The sequence below is a fragment of the Chryseobacterium pennae genome, from assembly GCF_003385515.1.
In the GTDB taxonomy this organism is placed as follows: domain Bacteria; phylum Bacteroidota; class Bacteroidia; order Flavobacteriales; family Weeksellaceae; genus Chryseobacterium; species Chryseobacterium pennae.
Genome location: NZ_QNVT01000005.1, coordinates 104,401 through 130,413, shown reverse-complemented (window position 1 = coordinate 130,413; position 26,013 = coordinate 104,401). Strand labels below are relative to the sequence as shown.

Here is a 26,013-nt window from a genome sequence, read left to right as displayed (position 1 = left end):
ACCATTTACATTATTGTTTATTGTAACTAATTCTTCCAAACCAATTACCCAAAATGATCATCAGTAATCATTTTTAATTTTAAAAGCTTTATCCTGAACTTAGAAAGTCTATTACTTTTTTATAATAAACTAAGTTTACTAATTAAAAAAAACAGTCTTTGCTCTCTGTTTTCCATTCCTGATTTTCAAAGCATGATAACAACTCGGAACATCATACTGCCATTTTCGAAGAAATACAATAATCAGGATGACATCAATATGCGAAATCAATCCTAAGATGACAGCAAGATCAAATGTCCAGCCTGCTTCCTGAAAACCTATGAGGTAAGTAAATGTCAGCAACAGACTCAATCCCCACATTTTGGCTACAAAAGCATGAGTACAGGTTTCTTTTCCAAACTTCCAGATGCTTACGATATAACATAATGCTTCCATGACGAAGATCAGCAGAATGCTTTTCCATTCATTGATAATCAGATCCGGATTCAGAAAATAAGAAGCAAATCCTAATGAGAGCCAGAAAACAAGATCGGTCTGGCTATCCATCCTTCGCAGTTTTTCTGAGGAAATACCAGCTTTACGGGCAATAATCCCATCAAAAATATCAGTCAGCAAACCAAAATACATGAGAATCAGAATATAATGGCGAACTGATTCTCCTACAAAATATCCCAGATACAGAATCACCAATGCTGTCATAAAACGGGACAAGATCAATAAATAAGGTATATTTTTCATGATTATTATTTTTAAAAATTAATTAAGGGTAAACTTCTTTTATCATTTCTGTTCCATATTCCAATCTGAAGCCCTTTCATTTTTTTAGATCTGTTAATAATACCTATCTGAACTCCATTCATTTCATTTGAATAATTATAAATCCCTATCTGCATTCCCTGCATTTTCTCTGAAGTATTAAAAGCTGAGACGCTTAAACCTTCCATTCCAGCTATGTCATTTCCCATTACGGAAATTAAAACGCCATTCCCTCGATCTGAAGAGTTCGCCCATCCAGCTGCCGAAATACCGCTTACTTTTTTCCCATAATTATAAAGAGAAACGGATACCCCGTGATGAATTACTTTTTTCCCATATCCTGAAGTAGAAACTGTAAGTCCGTTTACAATGAGAAAAGTCCCATCCTCTCTTTGTTTGGCTGGATCAGCAAACATCCACATGAGAAATCCTAAAGGGTTAGGTTCTAGATTTAACCCATTAATTTTCTGAGTTTGTCCCGCATGATTTTCTATTAAACTTCCCCCTAATCCTATGGCAACTCCATTTACTTCTTTTACTTTTGTACTCAAAGGGGTCAGTGAAACTATTTTACTTTTTACTGCTGTAAGTGAATCCTGTGCGTATATTGCTTCCTGTAATAAAAAGAAGCAGATAACTAAAATCTTTGTTTTCATAAGTCTTTATTTTCTTGTTTCTTAAAATTCCAGTTGATAAAAGCTAGTTTCCGCTTTCCATTTTCGTTCCATACCCCGATCTGAATCCCGCGGAAGTCTTTGCAGCTGTTGTAAAGCCCGATCTGAAGACCCCTACATTTTTGCCCAACATTAGCAAACGGCGCCACAGAAACACCTATTATTTCATGATGCAGATTATACAGCGGTGAAACAGCCAGTCCATTCGTTACGGCATATGTATTCATATTACTCGAAACATTAATTTCCAATCCATTCGTAACTGTTGGTTCCATATTAACCAATGATAACTGAACCCCATTAATCTTATTCATTTTATTTTCAGGGGCAATTTCATAGTCATTGTTCAGGCTTCCTTTACTCAAAGCGTCGGGCAAATTAAAAAACAATAAAAAGGGATAAAAAATGCCAATCATATTAAAGCCCATCCCCAATCCGTTTACTTTTTTAGGAGCAAAATTTCCATCTTCTTCAAAATATTTAAATAAAACTCCATTAATATTTTTCACCTTTTTTGAAGGTGAAAATCCAAAAACTCTGGGTTTTAAAGAATCTACTTTTATGGTATCTGATGCATAGAAAAGACTACTGAATAAAAGGATCGGTATTAAAAAAAATTGTGCTTTCATAGCTCATGATTTTAAAATTATGTTTCAAAATTATCAGCAGAAAATGCGAATCTCAATGTGAAAAAAAATTAAAAAAAACAGGTAATTTGTGAAAATCACAAAACAAAAATCCTTTTAAAAGCTCAACAGTGTAAAAGCATACAGGGAAACCCCCATTAAAAAACAGGGAAATCCCTAATCAATTTATGGGGTTTTTCTCTTTTGTCTTCCCTTGGGTATTGTGATATTTGATATAGCTATCAATAGATGTCGCAAATATCATTTTTAATTCAAACAATTGTCAATTAAATTTTGTGAGCGCAATCAGATAGAATTAGTAAAAAGGCATTTTGCCAATTTTAATTTCATATTAAAAAATAAATATTATGTCAGAATTATTACGAATTTTTACAACAAGAGCTGTTGAGATGCTAAGTCCTAATAACACTCAATCCTTTGGCATCCAGTCTCATCCCGAAAACTATCAGTCAGACAGATTTAAAAACTGGCAGATGTTATGCAGGGAAAATAATGTAAGCACACTCAATATGGAAATGAAACAGTTTTTACAAAGCAAAGATTCCATAAAAAAAGCAGATGATCTCGGTAAAGAATGGAAGAAGGCAATTGAAGGCCTTAGTTCGGTACGAAATACACCTGATAAAAGTAAGATCTACAGCACTATTAAGGAAGCCGGGTTAGACACGGTTTTTGCAAAAGATAAAAAAGATAAAAGTCTCTATTTTACACAAAGAACGGCAATTTCCGATACAATTTTGTGCTTGTCACAGCTTAAAAATTTAAGCCATCCTTCCAATATGGATTATCTTTCAGTTTTTACCCTGATGACCTTTGTAGAAAGATGCTATGATTTCAACATGAAGCTGCCGGATTATAATATTTTGAAGTATTTTGACAAACGGGTTTTGCTTCCTTCCTGTTTTTTAAAACTTGATCCGTGCAATACCGAAATACGCTCTGCCGAATTTCCTTTTTTGAATGTGAAGGACTCTCTCGCTGAAACCAAGATTCCGGGCTGCATCAATGAAAAATGCACATGTAAAGTAAATGATGACTGTGTACCACAAAGTAAATGCTGTGCCAAACCCAGAATTGACATTATTGATTTGATGATTGTTAAAGACTATACAAAATCTTATCAGGCAGGAGATTTATCTTATATAAAAAATGTGTTGGAAGGAGAAGAGCTAACCACTAAACACAGACGCCTGGAAAGAACGGAAGAACTTGTGGAAACCGAAGAAGAAATAAGACAGTTTGAAGAAAAATATCTGCAAACCGAAGATAAAGCCTCTCTACAGAAAGAGACCGAAAATATCGTAAAACAAGATTCAGCTTTTGAGGCGGGAGTTACTGCCAATGCAGACTGGGGAACCTATAAATTACAGGCAGATTCCAAGTACAGTAATAACCAAGCCAAATCATTAACGAATAAAGAGATCGTCAACTCTTCCAAAGAGGTTATTGACCGTGCTACCAAACAGGTTGAAGAAAAAGTAAGAAAACTGATTTCCACTAAAAGACTTTTCGAGACAGAGGAAATCAATGAGCACTCTTTCAATAATGTCAGCGGAGGCAATATTTCAGGACAGTATCTCTATGTAAATAAATTATCAAGAGCACAGGTTTATAACTATGGAAGAAAGGCCGTGATTGATCTGGTTTTACCTGAACCTGCTTCTTTATACAAAAGGCTTTTCGAAACTAAATTCCAGGGAACAATACCTGTAAAGCCTGTCGCTCCCGATATTAAGCAGGAAATGATTACCCCGGAAAATTACAAATCCCTGATTTCCAAGTACGGACTTAAAGATGTACCTGCTCCTCCGGATTTTTTCATAGAAACTATAGTCCCCCTGGAAGGCGAACCGGGTGATCCGAAAGGCAAAAACAATAAATCCGGGTCATGGACCTCAGCATTTCCCTGCAACATTCCTTCCGGTTATGCAGGAATCAGCATGCGTGTGGTTAATATTCGCCTGAATTATAATGAAGGCGGCGGGGTTTCTATTAACGCGAGCTTAGGACCTAACGGCGACAGCATGTGGCATCAGGACAGAGGACTGAATAATCTCGGAAATACGGTACCATTACCGTCCATAGAAGGTACGCAAATGGTAAATGTGCATGCCTGGGACGTCACAAATTTTAAATGGGATCTGATCGTAAGATGCAAATTAAAAGACGATGTCAAGGAACAATGGCAAACGGCAGTTTTCTCCAAAATTACCGAAGTTTATAATAAAGCAATGGAAAAGTACAATAAAGAATTTGCTGACTATCAAAAAGCCAAAGAAGAATTTGAACTGAAAGAAGAAGAACTGAAAAAAGAGCGCTACAACAAAAATCCATTCATTAACAGAGAAACGGAAAAGGCTGAATTGAAAAGAATGGTCATCAGTTATATTTCATGCCAGTTTTTTGACAGGTTTGATGCCATGAAAAACAGAGTTGAGCCATGTGGATATCCCGAAATGAATATTAAGGAAGCAGAACAGCAAGGGAGATTTATCCAGTTTTTTGAGCAAGCTTTTAATTGGAATCTGATTACTTATATTTTCTACCCTTACTTTTGGGGAAAGAAATGCAGCTGGTCCGAAAAACTGAAAGAAGAATCCAATGATCTGATCTTTAAAAAGTTTTTAGAAGCCGGAAGCTGTAGGGTTATGGTTCCTATAAGAGACGGATATTTCGATTATGTTTCTCATTTTATAGCTTACGGGGAAATTTGGGGTGGTACAGGTATTCTTCCATTACCTAATGATCCACATTATGTTTCCATTGCCCAGGAAATAAAGGAACAAAAAGAAAACTTTTATTCAGACAGAGAGGGAGCGCTGAGTGTAACCAATGCCTCAAATATTGTAGTGCTGAGCAATACTGATCATTATTGGGATTATTACGGTCCGGGAGTAAGTGCATTAAGAATCAATGCCGATATTGACAGGGAGATAGTAATAGACTGCAAAGTGTACAGAATCGTAAGCATTACAGAAGATACATCGGTATCTGCACACACTTCCTGGTTGATCACGATCGATCGAAACTACGAAAGAACTACAGCATCTGGCCTTAAGTGGTCTACGGGAGCTGTTTTTATAGGTGCTCCCTGGGAATTTATTACGCCAACCACTTTAACTTTCTTACGGGATAAGTCTAAATGCTTGCCAAGTTATCCATTAAAAAATTGTTCAGAATAAACAGATTATGGGCTACAATACATTCGCAAATCCGAAAGGAGGGTATTCAGGAGCTGCTACCAATGCAGCTCCCACGTACCAGACCACTCCCAAACCACTTTCTATGGTTCCTCCACCAAAAGGGAAGCTAGGAGAATTTACGGAAAAAAACGTGTATGAAGGAGTGGGCAAATTTCACGGGAATCATTTCAGGGGATACTTCAGCTATATTTCCAATCCTTCCCAGGATCAGATTATAAAGATGAATAAGCATTTGTTGGAAAATTTTTGTGCCATATTTTCGGTATCAAATGTTGCAAAAGCAACCACAGGAAAATATAAATTTAACTCAAAAGAAACCATTGCATTTCAAATGGGGGGAACCATTAAGGTATTCCCTGATCTTCCCCAATTGGATTTTTTAACAGCAGTAATCCATACAGACTGGGTGGCCATAGAAAAAGCATCAGATTCCCTGAGTCTTTTCGCTACTACTTTAAAACGGGAATGGATTGAAAAACAGGAATTTGATTTGTTTTCAAATTTAACCAAAATAGCATCTTCTCTGGGTATAATAGATAAGGCAAAGGCCTTTGAGATCATAAACAATATCATTGATGTTAACCAACGTCATTTTTTAGCAGGAAGAAGGTCATGGGCTATCGGGTTTGACCATTCGGTAAACTTGTGGTATATTGAAACTGCTGCATTTGAAAGAAGCTCGGCGTGCGAATTTAATTTGCTCGATAAATACGGAAATCTCAGACAAATGATAATAGATCTGTGGGTTAACCAAATCAACAACTATTTCAACGTTTTAAAAAATACAACAGGCATAATGGCGAAAATAGCAGGTATCCCAGCAAAAGTAAATGGTAAACCGGTTAACGAATATGCCGATTACCATTACAGCAAAAATGTTTTGTATAAAATTACTGAAGAAAAAACAGCTACGGCATTATTAAATACTCCATGGTACTCAAAGTGCCTTTCCAGGCATCCGGGATTAACCAAAGGTTTATGAAAGTTTAGTTTATTTGAAATTATCTACACATTCCCCTCAATAGTAGGTATAAGAAAATAAAAAATATTACATTTGTGAAAATCACAAGGCCATGCATCAGGAAGCTTTACTAAAAGAAATCCGGAGAAAAATTGGTAATAAATCTTTGAATGATGAGATTGCCAATATTCTTAATATAAGCTATGATGCAGCCCATAGAAGGACTTCACTGAAGGCCAAATTCAGCTTTGAGGAAGCGCTTGAGCTTGCCAGATATTATCAAATATCATTGGATCAGTTTCTGGGAACGGAAAATCAATTGGTCGTTCAGAGAACACAGCCGGTAAGAACTACTGATGATCTTTTGAATTACTTTGAAAACTCTCTTAAAATTCTAAACGTTTTTCAGGATATTACCAACTCCAAAGTCTATTATTCAGCTAAGGATATTCCGTTTTTCTATACCATTTCAGATTCTGTTTTGTCCCGTTTTAAGTTTTATGTATGGATGAATTTACTGAATCAGGATAAGTTTTTAAGTCCTTTTCACGAGTTTAATATGGAATATCATTCTGTAAAAAATGAAATGCTGAAAGACCTTTACGGCAAACAAAATGTAACTGAAATATGGAATGACACTACGATTATGAGCGCTTTGAGGCAAATTTCGTTTTATTATGAAATGGGATTGTTGAAAAAAAATGATGCTGACCTGATCCTTGATGATTTAAGAAGATTACTCGAACGATTGGAAAATAAAACTTTGGAAAAAACTAATTTCCAGATATATGTCAATGATTTAGTAATTTTGAATAATAGTATTTTATTTAAGAATGAACAGCAATGTTCCTTTTTTATCCCATTCAGTATGTTTGGATATATGATGACCAATGATAAAATAACCTGTGAAGATTCACTGAGCTATTTTGAGCATCAGATTAAAAACTCAAAATCTTTGAATGAATCCGGAAACAGAGAAAGGAAAATGTTCTTTAATAAAATGTATGAACAAATTGACCGGTTAAAACAAAATCTATCATGAACAGTCTTTGTAACGGCGAATATTTTGGGGAAACCAATCAAATGATCAATTTAGAAGGATTAATTATCACTGATACGGAATATACCCATCCTTATGTAGACTGGCATTATCATGAAAATGCTTACTTTACTTTTCTCCTTCAGGGCAGTATGACAGAGGGAAACAAAAAAGAAACATACGGATGCTCAGCCGGAACATTATTGTATCATCACTGGGAAGATCCACACTATAATATTAAACCGGATATTTTTACCAGAGGCTTCCACATCGAAATCACTCAAAATTGGTTGGAACGGTTTGACATTCAGAAAAACAAAGTTGAAGGAAGTTTCAATATAAAAAATCCTGCCTTCAAATTATTGATACATCAGATCTTTAAAGAAACAAAAACCAATACTACATCTTTCGAACTGGCTGTAAATCAGTTACTGCTGCATCTTTTCAGTCAATTAACCCATGAGAGGGAAATCAAAGACAGAAAACCATTGTGGGTAGGTCAGATTAATGAGATCTTACATGAAAACGTTGCGGAAACCCTAAATCTGGCTGAGCTTTCTAAAACGTTGAACATCCATCCTGTTCATTTAAGCAGAGATTTTCATAAATATTTCCATTGTAATCTGGGAGAATACCTCCGGAAACTAAAGATTGAAAAATCGATAAAACTTCTCAATTCGCCATCTTCTTTGACGGATATTGCTCTAAACTGCGGTTTTGCAGATCAAAGTCATTTCATCCGGTGTTTCAAAGAAAATATGGGGATCACACCATTGAAATACAGGAATCTCCTGAAAATCCGCTGAAATCTTTCCAAATAAAATTACCATTCACGATTTGGATACATCATTCTCCGATTCGGCTACATTTTCATTTGGGTAAGTTTTCATCTTTGTACCATCATTTAAACAAAAAATTATTTAAAAATGGAAACAAAAAAAGTATGGTTCGTGACAGGGGCTTCAAAAGGCTTAGGATTCGAATTGGTAAAAAAATTATTATCCGAAGGATTTCAGGTTGCTGCTACCAGCCGTACCGTTGAATCCCTCATTTCTACCATTGGAGAAACTTCAGAAAACTTTCTTCCGCTCAGCGTCAACATTACAGATAACGATGATATAAAATCCGCGATTGCCAAAACCGTGGAACATTTCGGCAGAATTGATGTAGTTGTCAACAATGCCGGCTACGGACAAATCGGAACTTTGGAGGAACTTACTGATGAAGAAGCAAGAAAAAATTATGCTGTGAATGTTTTCGGAACCTTAAATGTGATCAGAAATGCCATGCCCTATCTCCGTGAGCAAAGATCAGGAAACATCTTCAATATTTCTTCTGTTGGTGGATATTCTGCTAATTTTCCAGGATGGGGAATTTACTGCTCAACAAAATTTGCTGTTGCGGGATTTACAGAGGCTCTGGCTGAAGAAGTAAAAGATTTTGGAATTCATGCTACAGTTGTTTATCCTGGTTATTTCCGTACAGATTTTTTAACGAAAGACTCTGTGAAAACTCCGGCTAATCCTATTCAGGCTTATGAAGCTGCAAGGCTTTCCGAGCAGGCTCATCTTAATGAAATTAATGGAAACCAGCCCAATGACCCCAGAAAAGCAGCTGATGTGCTCATCCAGATCAGTAAAGAGAAAAATCCCCCTGTTCATTTATTATTGGGTGTAGGAACGATGGAACTTCTCAATAACAAAATTGATATCTTAAAGAAAGATGCTGAAAAATGGGAAAACCTGACTGTTTCAACAGCAATTTAGTAACATCAGGATATCGATAAACTCCGTTCGTTCTGAGCGGGGTTGATATCTTTCTGAAACAATACGTTATACTTTTACAAAAACAATTAAATTAGCTATGATGAAACAACCTGTCCGTTTTAATTCTATTACAGATTTTCATGCTTTCTGTAGTCTCCCCAGTCCTGAGCATCCTCTGATCAGTCTGATAGATTACAGTAAAGTACATTATATTGTGGAAGATGAAGAATTGAAATGGATTCAGAATTTTTATTCAATTGGGTTGAAGAAAAATGTCAATCCTAAATTCAATTATGGGCAGCAACAATATGATTTTGATTCGGGAGTATTGTGTTTTGTTTCGCCACAGCAGTTTTTAAGTCTGGAAATCAGGCAGGATATCCAGGTAGAACCCACTGGATTTTTATTGCTTATTCACCCTGATTTTCTTTGGAATACATCATTAACAAAAAAAATAAAATCTTACGATTTCTTCAGCTACCAGGTAAAAGAAGCCCTTTTTCTTTCAGATAAAGAAGAAAAAATAATTGTTGAAATTTTTAAAAATATTGAACGTGAATATCAGTCGAACATTGATAAATTTACACAGGAACTGATTATTGCACAGCTTGAATTACTGCTGATTTATTCTGACCGTTTTTATGAGCGTCAGTTTTTTACCCGAAAAAAATCAAGCCATGAATTGCTCCATAAATTTGAAGAAATTCTCTCCGGATATTTTGAAAGCGGAAACCTTATAGAAAATGGAATTCCCTCTGTAAAATGTATAGCTGAGCAGATGAATATTTCACCCAATTACCTGGGAACCTTACTTCGTCTTCATACGCAGCAAAATACACAGCAGCACATTCAGAATAAATTAATTGATTCTGCCAAAGAACGTTTAAGCACCACAAGTTTATCCGTGAGTGAAATTGCATATGAACTCGGTTTTGAGCATCCACAGTCTTTCAGTAAGCTGTTTAAACAAAAAACAAATCAGTCACCGGGAGAATTTAGAAAGCTGTTCAATTAGAATACATGATGATAAAATAGCAATGTTAATTTCATTCTATTTTACTGTAAAGAAGTTTATTATTTTTGTTCAAATACTTCTTGCTATGAGACCAGCTCTATTATTGATCTTTATTTTCATCTTCTATCTTTACCAGGGACAAAATAAAAATATAGTCAATCCTGAAAAAATTGAGAATCCGATTCTGAAAAAATATTCCGGAAAAATTGTTTTCCTTAATAAAACTGTTGCCCTTGAAAATCTGAAAGATTCAGATTTTATTACTTCTTCAACGTTTCAGGAAAATGGTGACCTTGGGATTCATGCTTTTTTTGACAATTCACTGATCAACTATCTTCATCAGCTTGAACCCAATTGGACCGTAGAAGAACTTCTTAAAAAAGGAAATTTTCAATTTTCATTCTATGTTGATGGAAAACCGATCTACACAGAAAATCTCAATGCAGGTGCCGGAACTCCAGAAAATAAAAAGATGAAAACCACATTAAGAATTCCTCTTCTCAGCAGCAAGAATGAAGATTCGTGGGGCAGATATTTATGGATGCGTTTTTATAGAGGTCACGATGGAATTGATGCACTGACAGACGGAAATCACGCTTTAAAAATTGAAATTCGTCCTTATCTGCATACAGGAAATATAATTACAGGACCTATTATTGCAGAAGGGCAAATCAATCTTAATGTTCCTCAAAAAAATATTTCAGAGCAACAGACAGCTGTTCAACTTATTCAACCTAACCACGAATGGAAAATCTCTAAGGAAAAATTGAATACTGAAACGATCAGAAATCTGAATAAAAAAATTGCAGAAGAAAGATTCAAAAATATCACCAGCATTGTTGTTATTAAAAACGGAAAGCTTCTTCTGGAAGAATATTTCAATGGGTCCGGAAGAGACTCTTTGCAGGATACACGTTCGGTTGGAAAAACATTTGCTTCTGCATTGATGGGAATCGCTATCCAAGAAGGATTTATTAAAAACGAATATCAAAATCTGAAGGAATTCTATGATTTAAAATCATTTGAAAATTACTCATCCCGAAAAGATAGTGTTACCATCAAAAGCCTGTTAACGATGAGCTCCGGTTTTGAGGGGAATGATCAGGACTCTGAATCTCCAGGAAACGAAGAAAATATGTACCCTACCGATAATTGGGTAAAATTTACCCTGAACTTACCTATGACTGAAAATAAAATCGGGAAAAACTGGAATTATTTTACCTCTGGAGTTGTAGTAACAGGTGATATTTTAGATAAGTCACTTCCCAAAGGACTGAAAGAGTATGCTGATCAAAAATTATTTCAGCCTCTTGGAATCAAAAACTACAAATGGCAGTTTACTCCTCAGCAAAAGCCTTCTTTAGCAGGTGGTCTGCGGATGAGAGCCCTAGATTTTGCAAAATTCGGACAATTATATAAAAATAATGGGATCTGGAATGGAAAAACGATCTTAAATATGAATTGGATAAAGAAATCTTTCACGAATTACTTCACAGATAACAAAGATTTTGAAGGTTATGGATATTTGTTCTGGAGGAAAATTTATAAAATAGGAAACAAAAATCTGGAAGCTTACCAGTGTAGCGGGAATGGCGGAAACAAGATTATTGTATTTGTAGATATACCAGTTGTGATGGTTATTACAGCTACAGCATATAATAAGCCTTACGCTCATTCACAGGCTGACAAAATAGTAGAAGAATATCTTTTACCTGCCTTAATGATGGGTAATGAATAATTTCAAAAAAATAATGATAGAAAGAAAATAATAAATGAGACGGAATGACTGCTACAGCAACAAACAGAGTTATTCGTCTTTCTTAGAAGGAACCAGAAAAACATCAATAAGACCTTCAGGAAGTTCCATTTTGATTGTTCTTTCGTCTCTGTCAACTTCAAGAATCCAGTCTTTGATCATAGGAATTACCACTTCTTTTCCGTCCAGATTGGTAACGAAATACACCTGAGCCGTCTGATCATTTACAGATCTGATCACCCCACAGTTGTTATCATTTTCATCAAAAATTTCAAATCCGATGATTTCGTGGTAATAGAATTGTTTTCCTGAAAGTTTAGGTAATGAAGCCAGAGGAAGATAAACACTTTTGCCTAAAACCTGGTCTACCATTGCTTCAGAAGAGTTTTTGAATGCAAGATTCAGAGCATCTAATTTGCTCCATGATGATTTTTCAATAAAAAATGGAACCAATAATCCGTTGATTTCAACGAATATTGATTCCAATTTATTGTAAAGCTCAGGCTGGTCGGTATCCAATTTAAGAATAACGTTGCCCGCAAGTCCATGTCTGCGTGTTATTTTCCCCAACAAATAGCAATCTTCTTTACGCATAACCGGAAATGTTCTTAAGCTTCAGTGTTTTCTTCAGTTTCAGCAGCAGCTTCTCCTTCTGTAGCAACTTCTTCAGCAGGTGCATTTGCAGCTTCTAAAGCAGCTTTAGCATCAGCATCAGCTTGTGCAGCAGCAGCGATTCTAGCTTCATTTACTTTTACTTCAGCTTCTAAAGCAGCTTTTTTAGCATCAGATTTAGCAGTTGCTAAACCGTCAACTTTACCTTGCACTTTAGATTCTTTAGTTTCTAACCAAGTATTAAATCTTTTTTCAGCTTCAGCTTGATCAAAAGCTCCTTTAGCAACACCACCTTGTAAGTGTTTTTTGTAAAGAGCACCTTTGTAAGATAAAATAGCTCTAGCAGTATCAGTAGGCTGAGCACCGTTGTTTAACCACTGTACAGCAGAATCAACGTTCAACTCGATAGTTGCTGGGTTAGTAATTGGGTTATAAGTTCCTAGTTTTTCGATGAATCTACCATCTCTTCTAGCTCTAGAATCTGCAACCACGATGTGGAAAAAAGGTTTTCCTTTTTTACCGTGTCTTTGTAATCTGATTTTTACTGACATAATGTTTGAATTTTATGGGAACTCGTCCCAGTTAAATATTTAAGAGTGCAAAGATAAATAAAAATTCTAATCTAACAATCTAAAAATGTAAGTTTTTCTACCTTTTCTTATTTGTTTCCGTCAAAGGTCTCTTCCCTGTTGTTCAAACGAAGGGTATAGATATTGGTTTCCTCATCCAGAACAATCTCATCATACTGAATAGGAAGTACAGTCTTACCTTCAACATTTATGATTCCAAACTTTTGATTGAGTCCTACAATAAAATATTTTGCTGTTTTATAACGCAACAGATATCCTTGACCACTTCTCTGTTTATAAAAGCGTCCGATAGTGTCTATAGAATCATACATAAACGGTGTTATTTCTCTTCCATCCTTTATCAATCCCCATTTACGGTCTATGGATGCCATTATCACATTATTATAAATATTGGGATAAGAATATTTATCTGTTAAAGATGCTCCATTCTTAAAATAAAAAGTCTTCTTTCCTGAGCTGTCACTTAAAACAAGCGTAAAACCATTGTTCACAACAAGATTGTTTTTTGTTTTTAAGGCAAGTTTATATTGGTTATCAGTATCAAGAACGTAAATGGATTTTTCTCCCTTATCAACCGATACGAAGGTATCATCTGATATAAAGTTCACTTCATCCACCGCAGTTGGCAAAATAACTTTATCCAAATAAAAAACGTTAGTCTTTCCAGATATTGTAAGGCTGTAACGGTCTTTACCTTGTTCCCAAACCTGGTCATATTCAGCTTTCAACAATACCCCTTCCCTATTCCTGATTCCTAGCTTGCTTCCTTCTGAAAATTGGTAGGTATTGAAATTAGGCACAGATATAGGAATCTGGGCAGAAACAGGTTTACATATCATTGCTCCAAACAAGACAAGAAATAATTTTTTAACCATAAAAAATTCAGTTAATCTAATCTTCCCATATAGAAAAGTCCCAGACATTTCTGATTTTCCTCTATCGTCAAAGATTCTTTCAAATGGTCAACAATTTTAGGAGAACTCCAGTAACAGCCGATGTTATTAGCCGTACAACTCAGATACATATTTTGTACTGCCATAGAGGTAGCAGCAATTTCTTCCCATTCGGGAACCATTCCGCTAAAGTTCACTACAATAGAAACAACTACATTGGCTTTATTGATTTTAAACCCTATATCATTATATTTTTTCTCAAGGAATAGCTGCTCAGGTTGAGTGGTTTTATAGATAGCCTGCATCTCTGAAGCCAGTTTTGCCTTTTCCTCTCCTTTGAATATTTTGAAACGCCAAGGCTTAGTACGCTTATGATTGGGAGCCAAAGTTGCTGAATGTAAAATTTCATCAATAACCTCCTGAGAAATTTCTGCATCAGTATAATCTTTCGGAAAAATACTTCTTCTTTGCTCTATGATTTCTTTTAAAACTTCTGCTTTGTTCATAGAAGCAAAAATACAACATGTAAGTTAATTTCCGGGAGAATAGAATGAGTTTTTGATTTGGGATTCAGGGTATGAGGTTTTGAGAGAGAGTTTTATTGTTGGCTGGGAAATTGTAAAAGTCAATGCTGAATAGTCAATTCACAGCGCCTGTCAATTTTTATGTACAGCCGTGATTTACTATTCACTCGCGAAGCAAAATTCACTATGGACCATAAAAGCCTACAACACTTCCACTATCTTCTGGTGAATTTTGTTTAATGTAAACTCATCTCCGGCTTTCATTCCCATTATTTTTTTGGCCATGGGACTTTCAGGAGAAATGGCATAAAACCTGTCGCCTTCAAAGAAAAACTCGCCTAATGAAACTGAAATATAAAAACGGGCTTTATTCGTGATTACTAAAGAGCCCAACTGAACACGTTCCGTTGCACTGTTTAAAACCTTTCCCATGTTTAGTCTGAGATCATTTAAAGCACCTAGCTGTCGCTGCATCTGGTAGATCTCCTCCTGCATTTCTTCCCGCATACTGTCATACTTCGGTGTTTTTTTGATGTCACGGCTGGCCTCCAGAGTAAATTCGATGAATTTTTTAAGCTTTTCAATTTTTTCTGTTATCGTGTTTTTGACAAAATCTCTGATATCGCTTTTTTCAAATACAATCTTCTCCATAGAAATCGTTTCTTTATATAAAGATAATATTTTTTAAAAATAATTTATACTTTTGAAAGTATAAAAACTAAAATAGAATCATGTTTAAAAATCCTTTCGCTTTTGAAGGAAGAATTTCAAATAAAGAATATGCACTCACTTTATTGATTGATTTTGGAATTACCACAACACTTAAATTTTGTAAGGGAATCGTTCCTCCTTTATTATTAACTGTTTCAATCTTTGTACTTATTCCAGGACTGCTTTTTCTGTTGGCTCAGGGAACCAAAAGATGTCACGATATGGGTGAAAGCGGCTGGTATCAGTTAATTCCTTTTTATGGTTTTCTGATGCTTATCAACGAAGGAGATACGGGAAAAAACAAATATGGAGAAGCTCCTGTTCAATAAAAAAGCCCTGTAAAATATTTACAAGGCTTCTTATTTATTTTTCTGATAATTTCTTCAGGTCATCCAGGCCCTGTCCGAACATTTTATCCATATTGCCATCCATCATAGGTTTCATGATTTTCATCATCGCATTCAGTTCATTATCTATCATCCAGGTTACTTTTGTCCCATTCCCTTCAGGAGCCAATACAATATTACTTTTAGCATTTCCTTCAAAAGGTTTTATGAAATGAAGCTGAGTCGCCAATTTTTCATTGGGTACTGTTTCTATAATAGATTGTTCCCCTTCACTGTCATCTCCTTTCCAGTGATAAGAATCTCCCATTTTATTACCCTCTCCGGAATAAGTGATCTTTACATTTTTTATTTCTTTCGAGAAAGGATCCCACATGTTATATCCTTTTAAAGAACCTGCATATTGCCAAACTTTCTCTTTGGGAGCATTAATGACAATAGATTTTTCATAATGATAATCTTTACTGAAAGCCAACATGGCAACGACAGCATATACAATAACAAGCAAAATGATAATTCCGATCAATTTTAAGAGTGTTTTCATAGTCTATATATTTAAGGTTATTTATTTCAAAATGAATCTCTCATCTGTTTTCAAAATTAAATATTCTGACACCATCCCCTCTTTGCATAGGACAAGATTATTTAAAGATAAGGCATTTTTGTCATACCTTGGCTTTCAGGCATTATTTTTGAGCCTTTCAACCGGGATTCTCCGATGAATCCTTACATTTACGTTTAACTAAAAATCGAAAAATGAATATTTTAACAGAAAAATTTAACACACCATATCACTCAGCACCGTTTGGTGACATTAAAAATGAAAATTATCTTCCTGCTTTTAAGGAATTAATTCAAAAATCTGAAGAAGAGATCAATGCTATTGTTGACAATCCTGAAGTACCTACTTTCGAAAATGTCATTGAGGCACTGGCTTATTCCGGTGAGCAACTGGATGTGGTTTCTAATATCTTTTTCAATTTAAATTCTGCTGAAACCAGTGATGAGATCCAACAGATCGCTCAGGAAGTTTCTCCGATTTTAACGGAATATTCTTCCAAAATATCTCAAAATGAAGCCCTTTTCAACAAAATCAGAAAGGTTTATGATGAAAAGGAAAAATATAACCTAAATGAGGAGCAGAAAATGCTTCTGAATGAAACCTACAAAGGTTTTGTAAGAAGTGGCGCCCTACTGAATGAGGAAGACAAAGAAAAATTAAAGAAGATCAGCATGGATCTATCTATAAAATCCCTGCAATTCGGACAAAATGTACTCGCTTCTACGAATGCTTATTTCAAACATATTACAGATAAAGAACAATTAGCAGGAATTCCTGAAGCGATTGTTGAGCAATTTGCAGAGGAAGCTAAAGAAAGAAATCTTGAAGGATGGGTGGTTACCCTACAATATCCAAGCTATATCCCGTTCATGACCTACGCAGAAAACCGCGAACTTAGAAAAGAACTGGCATTGGCTAATGGTAAAAAATCTTTTGATGGCGGAGAATATGACAACCAAAACCTTATCAAAGAACTTCTTCAGCTAAAACAACAGAAAGCTGAGCTTTTAGGCTATAAAGATTATGCAGATTTTGTATTGGAAGAAAGAATGGCAAAATCTCCGGTAAAAGTTATTGACTTTTTAAATGAACTTTTAACGAAGGCTAAACCCTATGCTGATAAAGAAATTGAAGAATTAAAATCTCTGGCAAAGAATGATGGAATTGAAGATATGCAAAGCTACGATCACGCTTTTTATGCTGAAAAACTTCGTAAAGCAAAATATGATCTTAATGATGAAGAACTGAAGCCTTATTTCCCGTTAAACCAGGTTCAGGATGCTGTTTTCGGGCTAGCTGGAAAACTGTTCGGGTTAACTTTCGAAGAAAGAAATGATATTCCGAAATACCATGAAGATGTAAAAGTATATGAAGTAAAGGAAAACGGAACATATAAATCTTTATTATATGTAGATTATTTCCCAAGAAAAGGGAAAAGAGCCGGAGCATGGATGACCAGCTATAAAAATCAGTACAAGCAGAACGGAGAAAACTCACGTCCACATATCTCTGTTGTTTGTAATTTCAGCAAACCAACGAAAGATACTCCTAGCTTATTAACCTTCCAGGAAGTAACGACTTTATTCCACGAATTTGGTCACGCTCTTCACGGAATAATGGCAGATACTCAATATCCAACTCTATCAGGAACTTCAGTAAAATGGGACTTTGTGGAACTTCCGTCTCAGTTTTTAGAAAACTTCTGTTATGAGCCTGAGTTCCTGAAAACCTTTGCAAAGCATTATAAAACCGGAGAAGTTCTTCCTGACGAAAAAATTGAAAAAATTGAACAGTCTAAAAACTTTATGGAAGGCTACCAGACCTTAAGACAATTAGGTTTTGGTTTACTGGATATGAACTATCATACAAAAGTTGCAGAGCTTGAGAATGAAAGTGTAAAAGAGTTTGAAGATCAATATACAAAAGCGACAGCGCTTTATCCTACCAATCCCGAAACCGCGATGAGTCCAAGTTTTTCCCATATTTTCCAGGGTGGATATTCCGCAGGATATTACTCTTACAAATGGGCTGAAGTATTGGATGCTGATGCGTTCCAGTATTTTAAAGAAAATGGAATCTTCAACCCGGAGATTGCAGCAAAATACAAAGTACTTCTTTCTTCCGGGGGAACAAAAGATCCTATGGAACTGTATAAAGCATTCAGAGGAAGCGAGCCAAAAGTGGAGAGTTTGTTGAAAAGAGCTTTTGGATAGGAAAAACATTCAGATATATCTCAAAAACAAATGAATAGTATACCACAAAGACTCGAAAACGTTAAAAAACTCCAGGCAAAAAGATGGGAAAATGAAGATCATTGGGATACTTTAAACGATCTTTTAGTCAAAGAATTAGATGAAATTCTGCTTATTGAACCTGAGAACACTTCTGCGCTCATCAACATTGGTGCAATTTATTCTGATATGGGAGAAAATGAGAAGGCTTTAGATTATTTAAAAATGGCTTTAAACTTAGGCTCTGAGGATAAAAATCTTTTTGTAAACCTTGCTATTGTTATGGTTTATATGGAAAAACATCAGTCAGAATATTTAGAATATCTGGAAGAAGCTGAAGATAAAGTGGAGAACCCTCTTACTTTTAAAGCCTATTTTGACCCACAATCTCATTAAGAGCTTTTGGATAATATCTTTTTTAAATAATGACAAAAAAAATACATAAACTGGAAGCAGCTTTTAATAAATCATTAAAAGCTGCTCTCCAAAATATTGATCCTGAAAACATTGATGAAATACTGGACAACAGAGATCTTCCGAAATTTTCAGATGCATGGATGAAGGCTTATCATGCTGTAGAAGAAAAAGTAACTGATGAAGAAACCGAAGATGCCATTACCCATATCCGAAAGGAAATGTTTATCTCTGTTTTCAAAGCTACCGGTTCATCTGAACTGCCTGCTTATATTTCCGATGATTTTGGACTAATTTCTTCTTATTATATTCATGATATTGAAAACAGCTGGGTAACCCATTTGCTGTTTACTTATCTTAATCATCAGATTCCTCAGGGTGAGTTGTTGACAACGGATAAGGTCATGAAAAATTTAATCTCATAAACAGAACAAGTACAAGTAATAATAATTAAATTAAAACTGATAAAAACGATGCAATCACAGCTCTAGAAATAAGATAATATTATATATCAAATTTCATTAGTTTTGCATTATAAAAAACGATAAAATTATGTCAAAAAAACTGACTATTAAAAATATTGGTCCCATTAAAGAAGTTTCTATAACTATAAAAAAAATAAATATTTTTATGGGGAGACAAAGTAGTGGTAAAAGTACTATTGCTAAAATTCTCAGTTTTTGTAGCTGGGTTGAAAAAGAAATTTCATTTCATCAATCTCTTGATAAATTTACTACTCAATATTTTATTGAGAAATTAGAAACTTTTCACAAAATGAAAGGTTATTTTTATCCAAATAGTGAAATAATTTATAAAGGCGAGGCCATTGAAATTAAATACTCTAATTATGAACTAGAAATAAATTGGTTACACACTAGATTTGATTATAAGAGAACAAAAATTTCCTACATACCTTCAGAAAGAAGTATGGTAATTCTACCTGAAATGGAAAAAATAGAATTACCCAATAATTATTTAAAAAGTTATCTTTACGATTGGTTTGATACAAGAAAAAATTATAATTCTGAAAAAAAATTCTCAGTATTAGATATTGGTGCTAATTATTATTATTCTGAAGATAATAAAGAAAGTCATATAGTTAGCGATGACTATGACATACTTCTTTCACAAGCATCTAGTGGTTTACAATCTGTAATTCCATTATTAACCATGGTTGATAATTTAATTATAAATCTCTATAAAGGAGAAAGTTCTTCTTCATACGAATTAGATGAAGCAAAAATTAAAGTGACTCAACTAATTGTAAAAAAATTCATTGTTGATCCCTATTTTAAGGATCATGATAATAATGAAAATAGAGAAGAGAAGTGGGCAAAATTAAATAAATTGACAATGGACAATGATAATAGTGTCTTACCACTTATAGAAAAGTATAGAGAAGTAAGTAAAAATTTATTTAATACACATAAAACAAATCTAATTATTGAAGAGCCTGAGCAAAATTTATTTCCTTCTACACAAAAACAGCTTTGTTATAAATTATTAAACTATTTAAATAATGAGTATGACCACTCTTTAACTCTAACGACACACAGTCCTTATATATTATACGCAATAAATAACTGTATGTTAACATATTTAGTTAAGAATAAAATTCCTTCCAATTTAATTGACAGAATAAATTGTTATAATTCAGCAATATCACCTGACAATATAAATATTTTTGAGATCAAAAATGGAACGATTAATAACATTCAACAAGAAAATGGATTGATTGGTGAAAATTATTTTGATTCACAAATGAAAGAAGTAATGGATGATTTCTACTTTTTGTTAAATTTTTTAGACTAATATGATAAAAACTAATATCCTAACTAAATATACTCACCACACCATAATTGATAATGATAAAAACATTTATGTTGCGGATTACACTAACCAGACAAACCACCTTCCAATAAAAAGATCGGTTGAAATATTTTCTCCTACTCCACCAACTGATATTTCATATTTTACTATTTTAAATAATAGCAATCTTATGATAAGTACAATAGTCTTTGATAACAATAGTTTCACCCATACTAATGGTAATTCTAAATCTCAATGTGAATCATCAAGCTTTCCTAATATTAGTAATCGCAAAAGTTGGATTTTATTTACAGAATTAAAATATAGCTCTAACCCCCTTAATAATCAAAAGAATTTAGAAAAAGCAATTAAACAACTATTTAGAACTAGATATCACTATATTCAATCTGGAGTTTTTAACAAAAAAGAAAACACTTCTTATTTATTAGCTTCTCTTCCTGAGCAAAGAGAACCTTTTGCAAATTTTAGTTTATCCCCTACTTATGTTTTAAATTTAAAAAATAAACATAATATTATTTTAAGACAAAAAAATTCTATTGAAGTTATTGATGAATCAATAATAATTATTTAATTCTAAAGTCAACCAATAATTAACTACTTAAAAGAAATATAGAAAGGAAATAAACGATCAACCAATATGATTCGTAGTGTAAAAATAATTTGATAATAAATATTTTTTCCCCTTAATAATTGTGAGTACCATTGAACAACTTTATCTATCATTAGATCAGCGCCGCCGTCCCGAAGATGTAGCGGAAATGATCGTTGAGCTAATGAGAAATCATCTGAAGATTCATGAGCTTGCTACTTTGAGTAAAGCAGCCAACCGTTCTCTGAAAAACAGCATCTATGGATATACTTCAATGCTTGAAACTTTTGGTACAGCCATTGGTGCAGAAAAACAGATCAAAAAGGCCATCGAAATCTTTAAGATTAATGAAAAAGAAAACACAGGTTATCACAGTGTAACCGGGATTGAAACTTTTCTAAATGAGGTTTCCCCATTGATCCACAAAGATTTTGGACAAAATAATTTCAAAAGCGACAGGCTTAATAAGGATTTGAGAAAACTGGCCGGACTGGATATTTCCAAAAGGAATTACAATAAGAAGTGGAGGCTTTTAAAGCGAATTGAAATAAGACTTCAGAAATTCATTCATGAATCAAAGAAAATTGAACTTCAGAAAATAGCCAAGCACGGACTTTCCCACACCATCAGTTTTGATCATTTCAGTAAAAATCTGAATACAGCCTGCTTTATCGCTTACTTCAATGCCAGAAGTAACCTAAGAAGTACTTTTACCAATCAAAGTCAGGAAAGACCATTTGATGAAATATGTGAAATGCTGTTCAACAGATGTTTGGAAGCGTCAGACAATACCCATTGGGAAGCGATTTCCTATATTTATTCTGATGCTAAAGTTTTAGAACATCTAAATGATGAACAAAAGGGGAACCTCTTAGGCAAATGGACAAAGATTCTTGAAGAAATTTCAGATTTTCTTGAAGAACTCTGGAATGAAAACGATATTTACAGGAAAACAATGGCAGTAAAGAAAGGCAATGATTCCACTACCTGGAACAATACTGCAGGAGCCTGGAATAAAGCCAGAGATAACTGGATGAACCTCATCTATGCACTGGGATTAGAATCTATTCTTGAAGATATCTGTTTTGGGAAGGTGATGCGTCTGATGGCTGCAGATGTTATTGCATGGCATTTATCCAGCGGAGGAAAAATAGATCCCAATACAGAAGTTTGGAATGTAGTACCTTTGCCTTGGGAAGTTTTTCAGGAAAGAGCTTTCTGTAACAAGGAAATGATCATCAAGGCCTGTCAGGAAGCAGGTATTGATCCTGAAAAATCAGGTTGGATGGCTCCTAGAATTCATGGGGTAAGCGAATTTAAGCCCACCCCGGAACTGGTACATGGAGTAACCGTTTCCAATCCTTTCCTGGCTAAAGTCTTAAGACAGAACAAGTATTTTTCAGGAAAACTCTGAAAACAAAAATAAAAAGGATAGGTTAGTTCAGTGGCAGAACACCTGGCTCTTTAACCGGGTTGACGCAGGTTCGAGCCCTGCACCTATCCTGATTTCTGATATAGTTCAGTGGCAGAACACCCGGCTCTTCATCCGGGAGGACACAGGTTCGAGCCCTGTTATCAGATCCAAAATAATCTATGAAAAAAACGCATCTGCTCTATTGCCTTCCGTTTCTATTCTTTTTAAACTGTAAAGAAGAAAAGAAAGACACTCTATCAGAAGCTCAATCACCGGAAGTTAATCAGATAGAAAAAACAGATTCTTTGATCACTACAAAAATTGATTCTGCTCAGGTACCTCAATCATTACAATATAAAGGAAATTTCAAAGAAGGGTTCCGTTGGAAGGATACAACTGGAGAATATATTGTTGTTACGTCTGAAACAGGAGTTTACATCAATGAAAATTTTCAACATGAAAATGATGGTGGTGATGCTGAAGTATTCGCCCAGTGCTATTCTTTGGAAAATAACCAACAAATCTGGAAGGTTAATGATTTTATCAAAGACTGTATGGTAGATATTGATGCAGCATTTAAGAAAAATTCTTTAAGTGTAACAGATCTTGATAAAAACGGTATTGCTGAAATCTGGATGATGTATGAAATTGCCTGTAAAGGAGATGTAAGTCCTTCAGATTTAAAGGTCATCATGTATGAAGGAAAACAAAAGTTTGCCATGCGCGGAGAAACAAAAATTCGAACAGGAATGGAAGATCATGGGAAACCTGTATATGAAGGGGGATCTTATACTTTTGATAAAGCTTTTCAACAGGGACCAAAAGTTTTCAGGGACTACGCTGAAAAATTATGGAATGAGCATATGGAAGATTAACGGACTCTATTTTCTCCATTAAACTCAAATTCAATACATTTGACAAATAAAACTATATAATAACCTTAAAATTTCAATTATGTTCTTAGCTATCGTGCTTCCCTTTCTATCTTTTATTGTTAGAGGAAAAGTTATTACCGGAATTATCTGTTTTATTTTACAGATTACCTTAATTGGATGGCTTCCTGCAGCTATTTGGGCAGTGATGTCTTTAAATAATGAAAGAGCTAATCAACGAAATGAAGATTTAATCCGAGCAGTTCGTGAGGGCAGAAGATAAAATCATTTACATCTATAACATTCAATCCTTTATTTTGTAAAGGATTTTTCTTTGACAAATTTTGAATCAGCGCTTTAAACTTTTCCAGCTAATATTCGTAAATTTATTGTTCATTAATTCCGGTTTTAAAACTTTAAATGTTCCTGTCATGAAAGAAAATAAATACGACAACCCGTCTTTTTTTGACCAGTATGAAAAAATGCTCCGTTCCCAATTGGGACTGGAAGGAGCCGGAGAATGGCATGCCCTGAAAAATATGTTACCTGATTTTAAAGGAAAAAACATACTTGATCTTGGCTGTGGATTCGGATGGCATTGCCGGTATGCCATAGAAAATGGAGCAAAATCTGTAATTGGTATTGATCTTTCTGAAAAAATGCTGGCCAGAGCACAGGAAATCAATAATCTGGAAGGAATTCTATATGAAAGAAAAGCCCTGGAAGATATTGATTATCCTGCAGAACAGTTTGATATTATCCTAAGCTCATTAACACTGCATTATGTAAAATCTTTTGACATCATCGCTCAAAATATTTATCAATGGCTGACTTTAGGTGGACATTTTGTATTCTCCGTGGAACATCCTGTTTTTACTGCTGAAGGAGGACAGGACTGGGTTTACGATAAAGACGGAGAAAAAACCTGCTGGCCGGTTGACAGATATTTTATGGAAGGAAAAAGAAATACTACATTCTTAGGAGAAAACGTTACCAAATATCACAGAACTTTAACTTCTTATCTGAATACTTTACTGAAACACGGTTTCAAAATAAGAGAAATTATTGAACCGGGACCAAGTCCGGAAATGCTGAAAGAAATTCCGGAAATGAAAGATGAGCTCCGAAGACCTATGATGTTACTGATCTCTGTAGAGAAATAAAATATCGTTATCTGGTTATAAAATAAAAACATCATTTAACCTGAATAAAGGAAGCTATTGATGCCTAGGAAAACAACTATAACAGGATTTTATTTATTTTCTGGGACGAATCTGTCAGGTTTTACGGTAATCCGAAGAAATATTCAGTCCATCTGTTAACTTCCTGCCTCTCTCTTCCAGCTTCCAGCCTTTTCCATCTTAATCTTCTTACCCCGAACTCAGATTATATTAAACACCATTAAGTATATTGTATAACATAGTAATTAAAATATTTTATATCTTTGTATAACAAATTACATAATATGATTACTCAAAAAACAATAACCTTTTTGATCTCTCTGCTGATCTGTGGTACTATAAGTGCACAATTGCCTACAAAAAAATACGAAAAGAAAATAGACAGTCTCATTCTTACCGGATTTGGAAATCAAAATGAACCTGGCGGTGTATTTACGGTCACTCAGAAAGGGAAGACTCTTTACCGCAAATCCTTCGGAAAAGCCAATCTGGAACTTGATGTCAATATGACTCCTGAAAATGTTTTCCAAATCGGTTCTATGACCAAACAGTTTACTTCAGTATCCATTTTAATACTTGAGCAACAGGGGAAACTTAAAGTAGATGATCCCATATCAAAATATATCAAAGACTATCCGAACGGTGATAAAATTACGGTTCACCATCTTCTTACCCATACTTCAGGAATCAAAGATTTTACAAAAATGAAATCTTTATCTTCCATTGCCCAAAAAGAAATGGAACCTAAAGCCATGGTTGATTTTTTCAAAAATGAACCTGTTGATTTTGCACCCGGCGAAAAATTTGATTATAATAATTCAGGATATGTTGTTCTTGGCTATATCATAGAACTCGTTTCAGGTGATACCTATGAAAATTTCATCAGGAAAAATATCTTCGACAAAATAGGGATGACTCATTCCTATTATGCGTCGGACCGGAAAATAATTCCTCAAAGAGCCTATGGCTATCATAAAAAAGAACATGGGTTTGTAAATAAAACCATTATCAGTTTCAGTGTTCCTTTTTCTTCAGGTTCGCTCATGTCTACGGCTGATGATCTATTGAAATGGCAGCAGGCTTTAAACCAAAATACCCTATTAAATTCTCAGGAAACTCAAAAAGCTTTTCAAAAATATAAGCTTAACAATGGAGAAGAATTTACATACGGATATGGATGGCATTTGAAGGAAATCAACGGAACTCCGGACCGTGAGCACGGTGGAAGTGTATTTGGGTTCAAAAGCATGGGTGTTTATATTCCTGAAGAAGATATGTATATAATAGGACTCAGCAATTGTGACTGCCATTCTCCAACCGAGATTACCCGGGATATTGCCAAAATAACATTAGCTGAAATAAAGGCCTCAGCAAAGAAACATTAAACTTAAATCAAACCACATTAAGAAAAAGTGATTCACCATTTTGT

General features: G+C 34.6%; 27 protein-coding genes and 2 tRNA genes. 20 read left to right on the top strand and 9 right to left on the bottom strand.

Annotated elements, in window-relative coordinates; translation table 11 throughout:
- Positions 1-138 precede the first annotated feature (138 nt).
- The 3 genes from DRF65_RS07505 to DRF65_RS07495 are packed head-to-tail and all read right to left on the bottom strand — an operon-like array spanning position 139 to position 2,059.
- Positions 139-738, bottom strand: coding sequence for a CDP-alcohol phosphatidyltransferase family protein (locus tag DRF65_RS07505; protein WP_115970142.1), 600 nt, complete (start codon positions 736-738; stop codon positions 139-141).
- 11 nt (positions 739-749) lie between these two features.
- Entirely contained in the window at positions 750-1,412 is a 663-nt protein-coding gene (locus DRF65_RS07500; RefSeq protein WP_115970141.1) for an LA_2272 family surface repeat-containing protein, read from the bottom strand.
- Positions 1,409-2,059, bottom strand: a complete 651-nt coding sequence (locus DRF65_RS07495) for an LA_2272 family surface repeat-containing protein (protein WP_115970140.1) — start codon at positions 2,057-2,059, stop codon at positions 1,409-1,411. The genes DRF65_RS07500 and DRF65_RS07495 overlap by 4 nt, the downstream gene beginning before the upstream one ends.
- A gap of 365 nt (positions 2,060-2,424) precedes the next feature.
- On the opposite strand from DRF65_RS07495, the gene DRF65_RS07490 reads away from it, so the two are divergent.
- The 7 genes from DRF65_RS07490 (at position 2,425) to DRF65_RS07460 (ending at position 11,799) form a co-directional block, all read left to right on the top strand.
- Positions 2,425-5,259 (top strand): hypothetical protein, encoded by a 2,835-nt coding sequence (locus DRF65_RS07490; protein ID WP_115970139.1) that lies wholly within the window; start codon positions 2,425-2,427, stop codon positions 5,257-5,259.
- Between the two features lie 7 nt (positions 5,260-5,266).
- The gene (locus DRF65_RS07485; RefSeq protein ID WP_115970138.1) at positions 5,267-6,262 is read left to right on the top strand and encodes a hypothetical protein; all 996 of its coding nucleotides are present in this window, start codon (positions 5,267-5,269) and stop codon (positions 6,260-6,262) included.
- Between the two features lie 91 nt (positions 6,263-6,353).
- Positions 6,354-7,283 carry a helix-turn-helix domain-containing protein gene (locus DRF65_RS07480; RefSeq protein ID WP_115970137.1) on the top strand — a complete coding sequence of 310 codons (930 nt, stop codon included), beginning with the start codon at positions 6,354-6,356 and terminating at the stop codon, positions 7,281-7,283.
- Positions 7,280-8,086 (top strand): helix-turn-helix domain-containing protein, encoded by an 807-nt coding sequence (locus DRF65_RS07475; RefSeq protein ID WP_115970136.1) that lies wholly within the window; start codon positions 7,280-7,282, stop codon positions 8,084-8,086. Before DRF65_RS07480 ends, DRF65_RS07475 begins: the two co-directional genes overlap by 4 nt.
- 120 nt (positions 8,087-8,206) lie before the next feature.
- The gene (locus DRF65_RS07470; protein WP_115970135.1) at positions 8,207-9,046 is read left to right on the top strand and encodes an SDR family NAD(P)-dependent oxidoreductase; all 840 of its coding nucleotides are present in this window, start codon (positions 8,207-8,209) and stop codon (positions 9,044-9,046) included.
- Positions 9,047-9,146: 100 nt separating this feature from the next.
- On the top strand, positions 9,147-10,061 hold the full coding sequence (locus DRF65_RS07465) for a helix-turn-helix domain-containing protein (RefSeq protein ID WP_115970231.1): 915 nt from the start codon (positions 9,147-9,149) through the stop codon (positions 10,059-10,061).
- 85 nt (positions 10,062-10,146) lie between these two features.
- Positions 10,147-11,799: a serine hydrolase domain-containing protein gene (locus DRF65_RS07460; protein WP_115970134.1), complete on the top strand. Its 1,653-nt coding sequence runs from the start codon at positions 10,147-10,149 to the stop codon at positions 11,797-11,799.
- Positions 11,800-11,868: 69 nt separating this feature from the next.
- Here DRF65_RS07460 and rimM read toward each other — a convergent pair whose 3' ends face one another.
- The 5 genes from rimM to DRF65_RS07435 form a co-directional block, all read right to left on the bottom strand.
- Positions 11,869-12,411 carry a ribosome maturation factor RimM gene (gene rimM, locus DRF65_RS07455; RefSeq protein ID WP_115970133.1) on the bottom strand — a complete coding sequence of 181 codons (543 nt, stop codon included), beginning with the start codon at positions 12,409-12,411 and terminating at the stop codon, positions 11,869-11,871.
- 14 nt (positions 12,412-12,425) lie between these two features.
- Entirely contained in the window at positions 12,426-12,980 is a 555-nt protein-coding gene (locus DRF65_RS07450) for a 30S ribosomal protein S16 (protein ID WP_115970132.1), read from the bottom strand.
- 107 nt (positions 12,981-13,087) lie between these two features.
- Positions 13,088-13,894 carry a WG repeat-containing protein gene (locus tag DRF65_RS07445; protein ID WP_165852189.1) on the bottom strand — a complete coding sequence of 269 codons (807 nt, stop codon included), beginning with the start codon at positions 13,892-13,894 and terminating at the stop codon, positions 13,088-13,090.
- Between the two features lie 11 nt (positions 13,895-13,905).
- Positions 13,906-14,418 carry a nitroreductase family protein gene (locus tag DRF65_RS07440; RefSeq protein WP_115970130.1) on the bottom strand — a complete coding sequence of 171 codons (513 nt, stop codon included), beginning with the start codon at positions 14,416-14,418 and terminating at the stop codon, positions 13,906-13,908.
- A gap of 219 nt (positions 14,419-14,637) precedes the next feature.
- Complete coding sequence (locus tag DRF65_RS07435) at positions 14,638-15,087, bottom strand: hypothetical protein (RefSeq protein WP_115970129.1); 450 nt, start codon at positions 15,085-15,087, stop codon at positions 14,638-14,640.
- An 80-nt stretch (positions 15,088-15,167) separates the two neighbouring features.
- Between DRF65_RS07435 and DRF65_RS07430 the strand changes: the two genes are divergently transcribed.
- Positions 15,168-15,476, top strand: coding sequence for a DUF805 domain-containing protein (locus DRF65_RS07430; RefSeq protein WP_115970128.1), 309 nt, complete (start codon positions 15,168-15,170; stop codon positions 15,474-15,476).
- Positions 15,477-15,510: 34 nt separating this feature from the next.
- On the opposite strand, the gene DRF65_RS07425 is transcribed toward DRF65_RS07430, so the two are convergent.
- Entirely contained in the window at positions 15,511-16,035 is a 525-nt protein-coding gene (locus DRF65_RS07425) for an SRPBCC family protein (RefSeq protein ID WP_115970127.1), read from the bottom strand.
- Positions 16,036-16,247: 212 nt separating this feature from the next.
- On the opposite strand from DRF65_RS07425, the gene DRF65_RS07420 reads away from it, so the two are divergent.
- The 12 genes from DRF65_RS07420 (at position 16,248) to DRF65_RS07365 (ending at position 25,969) form a co-directional block, all read left to right on the top strand.
- Positions 16,248-18,266, top strand: a complete 2,019-nt coding sequence (locus DRF65_RS07420; RefSeq protein ID WP_115970126.1) for a M3 family metallopeptidase — start codon at positions 16,248-16,250, stop codon at positions 18,264-18,266.
- A gap of 30 nt (positions 18,267-18,296) precedes the next feature.
- A complete protein-coding gene (locus DRF65_RS07415; RefSeq protein WP_115970125.1) occupies positions 18,297-18,680 on the top strand; it encodes a tetratricopeptide repeat protein in 384 nt (127 codons plus the stop codon).
- A 29-nt stretch (positions 18,681-18,709) separates the two neighbouring features.
- Positions 18,710-19,123, top strand: coding sequence for a hypothetical protein (locus DRF65_RS07410; protein ID WP_115970124.1), 414 nt, complete (start codon positions 18,710-18,712; stop codon positions 19,121-19,123).
- A 127-nt stretch (positions 19,124-19,250) separates the two neighbouring features.
- Entirely contained in the window at positions 19,251-20,510 is a 1,260-nt protein-coding gene (locus tag DRF65_RS07405) for an AAA family ATPase (protein ID WP_115970123.1), read from the top strand.
- Position 20,511: 1 nt separating this feature from the next.
- The gene (locus tag DRF65_RS07400) at positions 20,512-21,099 is read left to right on the top strand and encodes a hypothetical protein (protein WP_115970122.1); all 588 of its coding nucleotides are present in this window, start codon (positions 20,512-20,514) and stop codon (positions 21,097-21,099) included.
- Positions 21,100-21,220: 121 nt separating this feature from the next.
- Positions 21,221-22,531, top strand: coding sequence for a hypothetical protein (locus DRF65_RS07395; RefSeq protein ID WP_115970121.1), 1,311 nt, complete (start codon positions 21,221-21,223; stop codon positions 22,529-22,531).
- A gap of 15 nt (positions 22,532-22,546) precedes the next feature.
- A tRNA-Lys gene (locus tag DRF65_RS07390) sits at positions 22,547-22,621 on the top strand.
- Between the two features lie 4 nt (positions 22,622-22,625).
- A tRNA-Lys gene (locus DRF65_RS07385) sits at positions 22,626-22,701 on the top strand.
- Positions 22,702-22,710: 9 nt separating this feature from the next.
- Positions 22,711-23,406, top strand: a complete 696-nt coding sequence (locus DRF65_RS07380; RefSeq protein WP_115970120.1) for a M949_RS01915 family surface polysaccharide biosynthesis protein — start codon at positions 22,711-22,713, stop codon at positions 23,404-23,406.
- Positions 23,407-23,485: 79 nt separating this feature from the next.
- A complete protein-coding gene (locus tag DRF65_RS07375; protein ID WP_228438571.1) occupies positions 23,486-23,686 on the top strand; it encodes a YqaE/Pmp3 family membrane protein in 201 nt (66 codons plus the stop codon).
- 148 nt (positions 23,687-23,834) lie between these two features.
- A complete protein-coding gene (locus DRF65_RS07370; protein WP_115970230.1) occupies positions 23,835-24,566 on the top strand; it encodes a class I SAM-dependent methyltransferase in 732 nt (243 codons plus the stop codon).
- A gap of 302 nt (positions 24,567-24,868) precedes the next feature.
- The gene (locus DRF65_RS07365; protein ID WP_115970118.1) at positions 24,869-25,969 is read left to right on the top strand and encodes a serine hydrolase domain-containing protein; all 1,101 of its coding nucleotides are present in this window, start codon (positions 24,869-24,871) and stop codon (positions 25,967-25,969) included.
- Positions 25,970-26,013 lie beyond the last annotated feature (44 nt).

Coding starts and splice junctions, on each gene's coding strand:
- DRF65_RS07505 (WP_115970142.1), bottom strand. CDS start 738: ATGAAAAATATACCTTATTTATTGATCTTGTCCCGTTTTATGACAGCA.
- DRF65_RS07500 (WP_115970141.1), bottom strand. CDS start 1,412: ATGAAAACAAAGATTTTAGTTATCTGCTTCTTTTTATTACAGGAAGCA.
- DRF65_RS07495 (WP_115970140.1), bottom strand. CDS start 2,059: ATGAAAGCACAATTTTTTTTAATACCGATCCTTTTATTCAGTAGTCTT.
- DRF65_RS07490 (WP_115970139.1), top strand. CDS start 2,425: ATGTCAGAATTATTACGAATTTTTACAACAAGAGCTGTTGAGATGCTA.
- DRF65_RS07485 (WP_115970138.1), top strand. CDS start 5,267: ATGGGCTACAATACATTCGCAAATCCGAAAGGAGGGTATTCAGGAGCT.
- DRF65_RS07480 (WP_115970137.1), top strand. CDS start 6,354: ATGCATCAGGAAGCTTTACTAAAAGAAATCCGGAGAAAAATTGGTAAT.
- DRF65_RS07475 (WP_115970136.1), top strand. CDS start 7,280: ATGAACAGTCTTTGTAACGGCGAATATTTTGGGGAAACCAATCAAATG.
- DRF65_RS07470 (WP_115970135.1), top strand. CDS start 8,207: ATGGAAACAAAAAAAGTATGGTTCGTGACAGGGGCTTCAAAAGGCTTA.
- DRF65_RS07465 (WP_115970231.1), top strand. CDS start 9,147: ATGAAACAACCTGTCCGTTTTAATTCTATTACAGATTTTCATGCTTTC.
- DRF65_RS07460 (WP_115970134.1), top strand. CDS start 10,147: ATGAGACCAGCTCTATTATTGATCTTTATTTTCATCTTCTATCTTTAC.
- rimM (WP_115970133.1), bottom strand. CDS start 12,411: ATGCGTAAAGAAGATTGCTATTTGTTGGGGAAAATAACACGCAGACAT.
- DRF65_RS07450 (WP_115970132.1), bottom strand. CDS start 12,980: ATGTCAGTAAAAATCAGATTACAAAGACACGGTAAAAAAGGAAAACCT.
- DRF65_RS07445 (WP_165852189.1), bottom strand. CDS start 13,894: ATGGTTAAAAAATTATTTCTTGTCTTGTTTGGAGCAATGATATGTAAA.
- DRF65_RS07440 (WP_115970130.1), bottom strand. CDS start 14,418: ATGAACAAAGCAGAAGTTTTAAAAGAAATCATAGAGCAAAGAAGAAGT.
- DRF65_RS07435 (WP_115970129.1), bottom strand. CDS start 15,087: ATGGAGAAGATTGTATTTGAAAAAAGCGATATCAGAGATTTTGTCAAA.
- DRF65_RS07430 (WP_115970128.1), top strand. CDS start 15,168: ATGTTTAAAAATCCTTTCGCTTTTGAAGGAAGAATTTCAAATAAAGAA.
- DRF65_RS07425 (WP_115970127.1), bottom strand. CDS start 16,035: ATGAAAACACTCTTAAAATTGATCGGAATTATCATTTTGCTTGTTATT.
- DRF65_RS07420 (WP_115970126.1), top strand. CDS start 16,248: ATGAATATTTTAACAGAAAAATTTAACACACCATATCACTCAGCACCG.
- DRF65_RS07415 (WP_115970125.1), top strand. CDS start 18,297: ATGAATAGTATACCACAAAGACTCGAAAACGTTAAAAAACTCCAGGCA.
- DRF65_RS07410 (WP_115970124.1), top strand. CDS start 18,710: ATGACAAAAAAAATACATAAACTGGAAGCAGCTTTTAATAAATCATTA.
- DRF65_RS07405 (WP_115970123.1), top strand. CDS start 19,251: ATGTCAAAAAAACTGACTATTAAAAATATTGGTCCCATTAAAGAAGTT.
- DRF65_RS07400 (WP_115970122.1), top strand. CDS start 20,512: ATGATAAAAACTAATATCCTAACTAAATATACTCACCACACCATAATT.
- DRF65_RS07380 (WP_115970120.1), top strand. CDS start 22,711: ATGAAAAAAACGCATCTGCTCTATTGCCTTCCGTTTCTATTCTTTTTA.
- DRF65_RS07375 (WP_228438571.1), top strand. CDS start 23,486: ATGTTCTTAGCTATCGTGCTTCCCTTTCTATCTTTTATTGTTAGAGGA.
- DRF65_RS07370 (WP_115970230.1), top strand. CDS start 23,835: ATGAAAGAAAATAAATACGACAACCCGTCTTTTTTTGACCAGTATGAA.
- DRF65_RS07365 (WP_115970118.1), top strand. CDS start 24,869: ATGATTACTCAAAAAACAATAACCTTTTTGATCTCTCTGCTGATCTGT.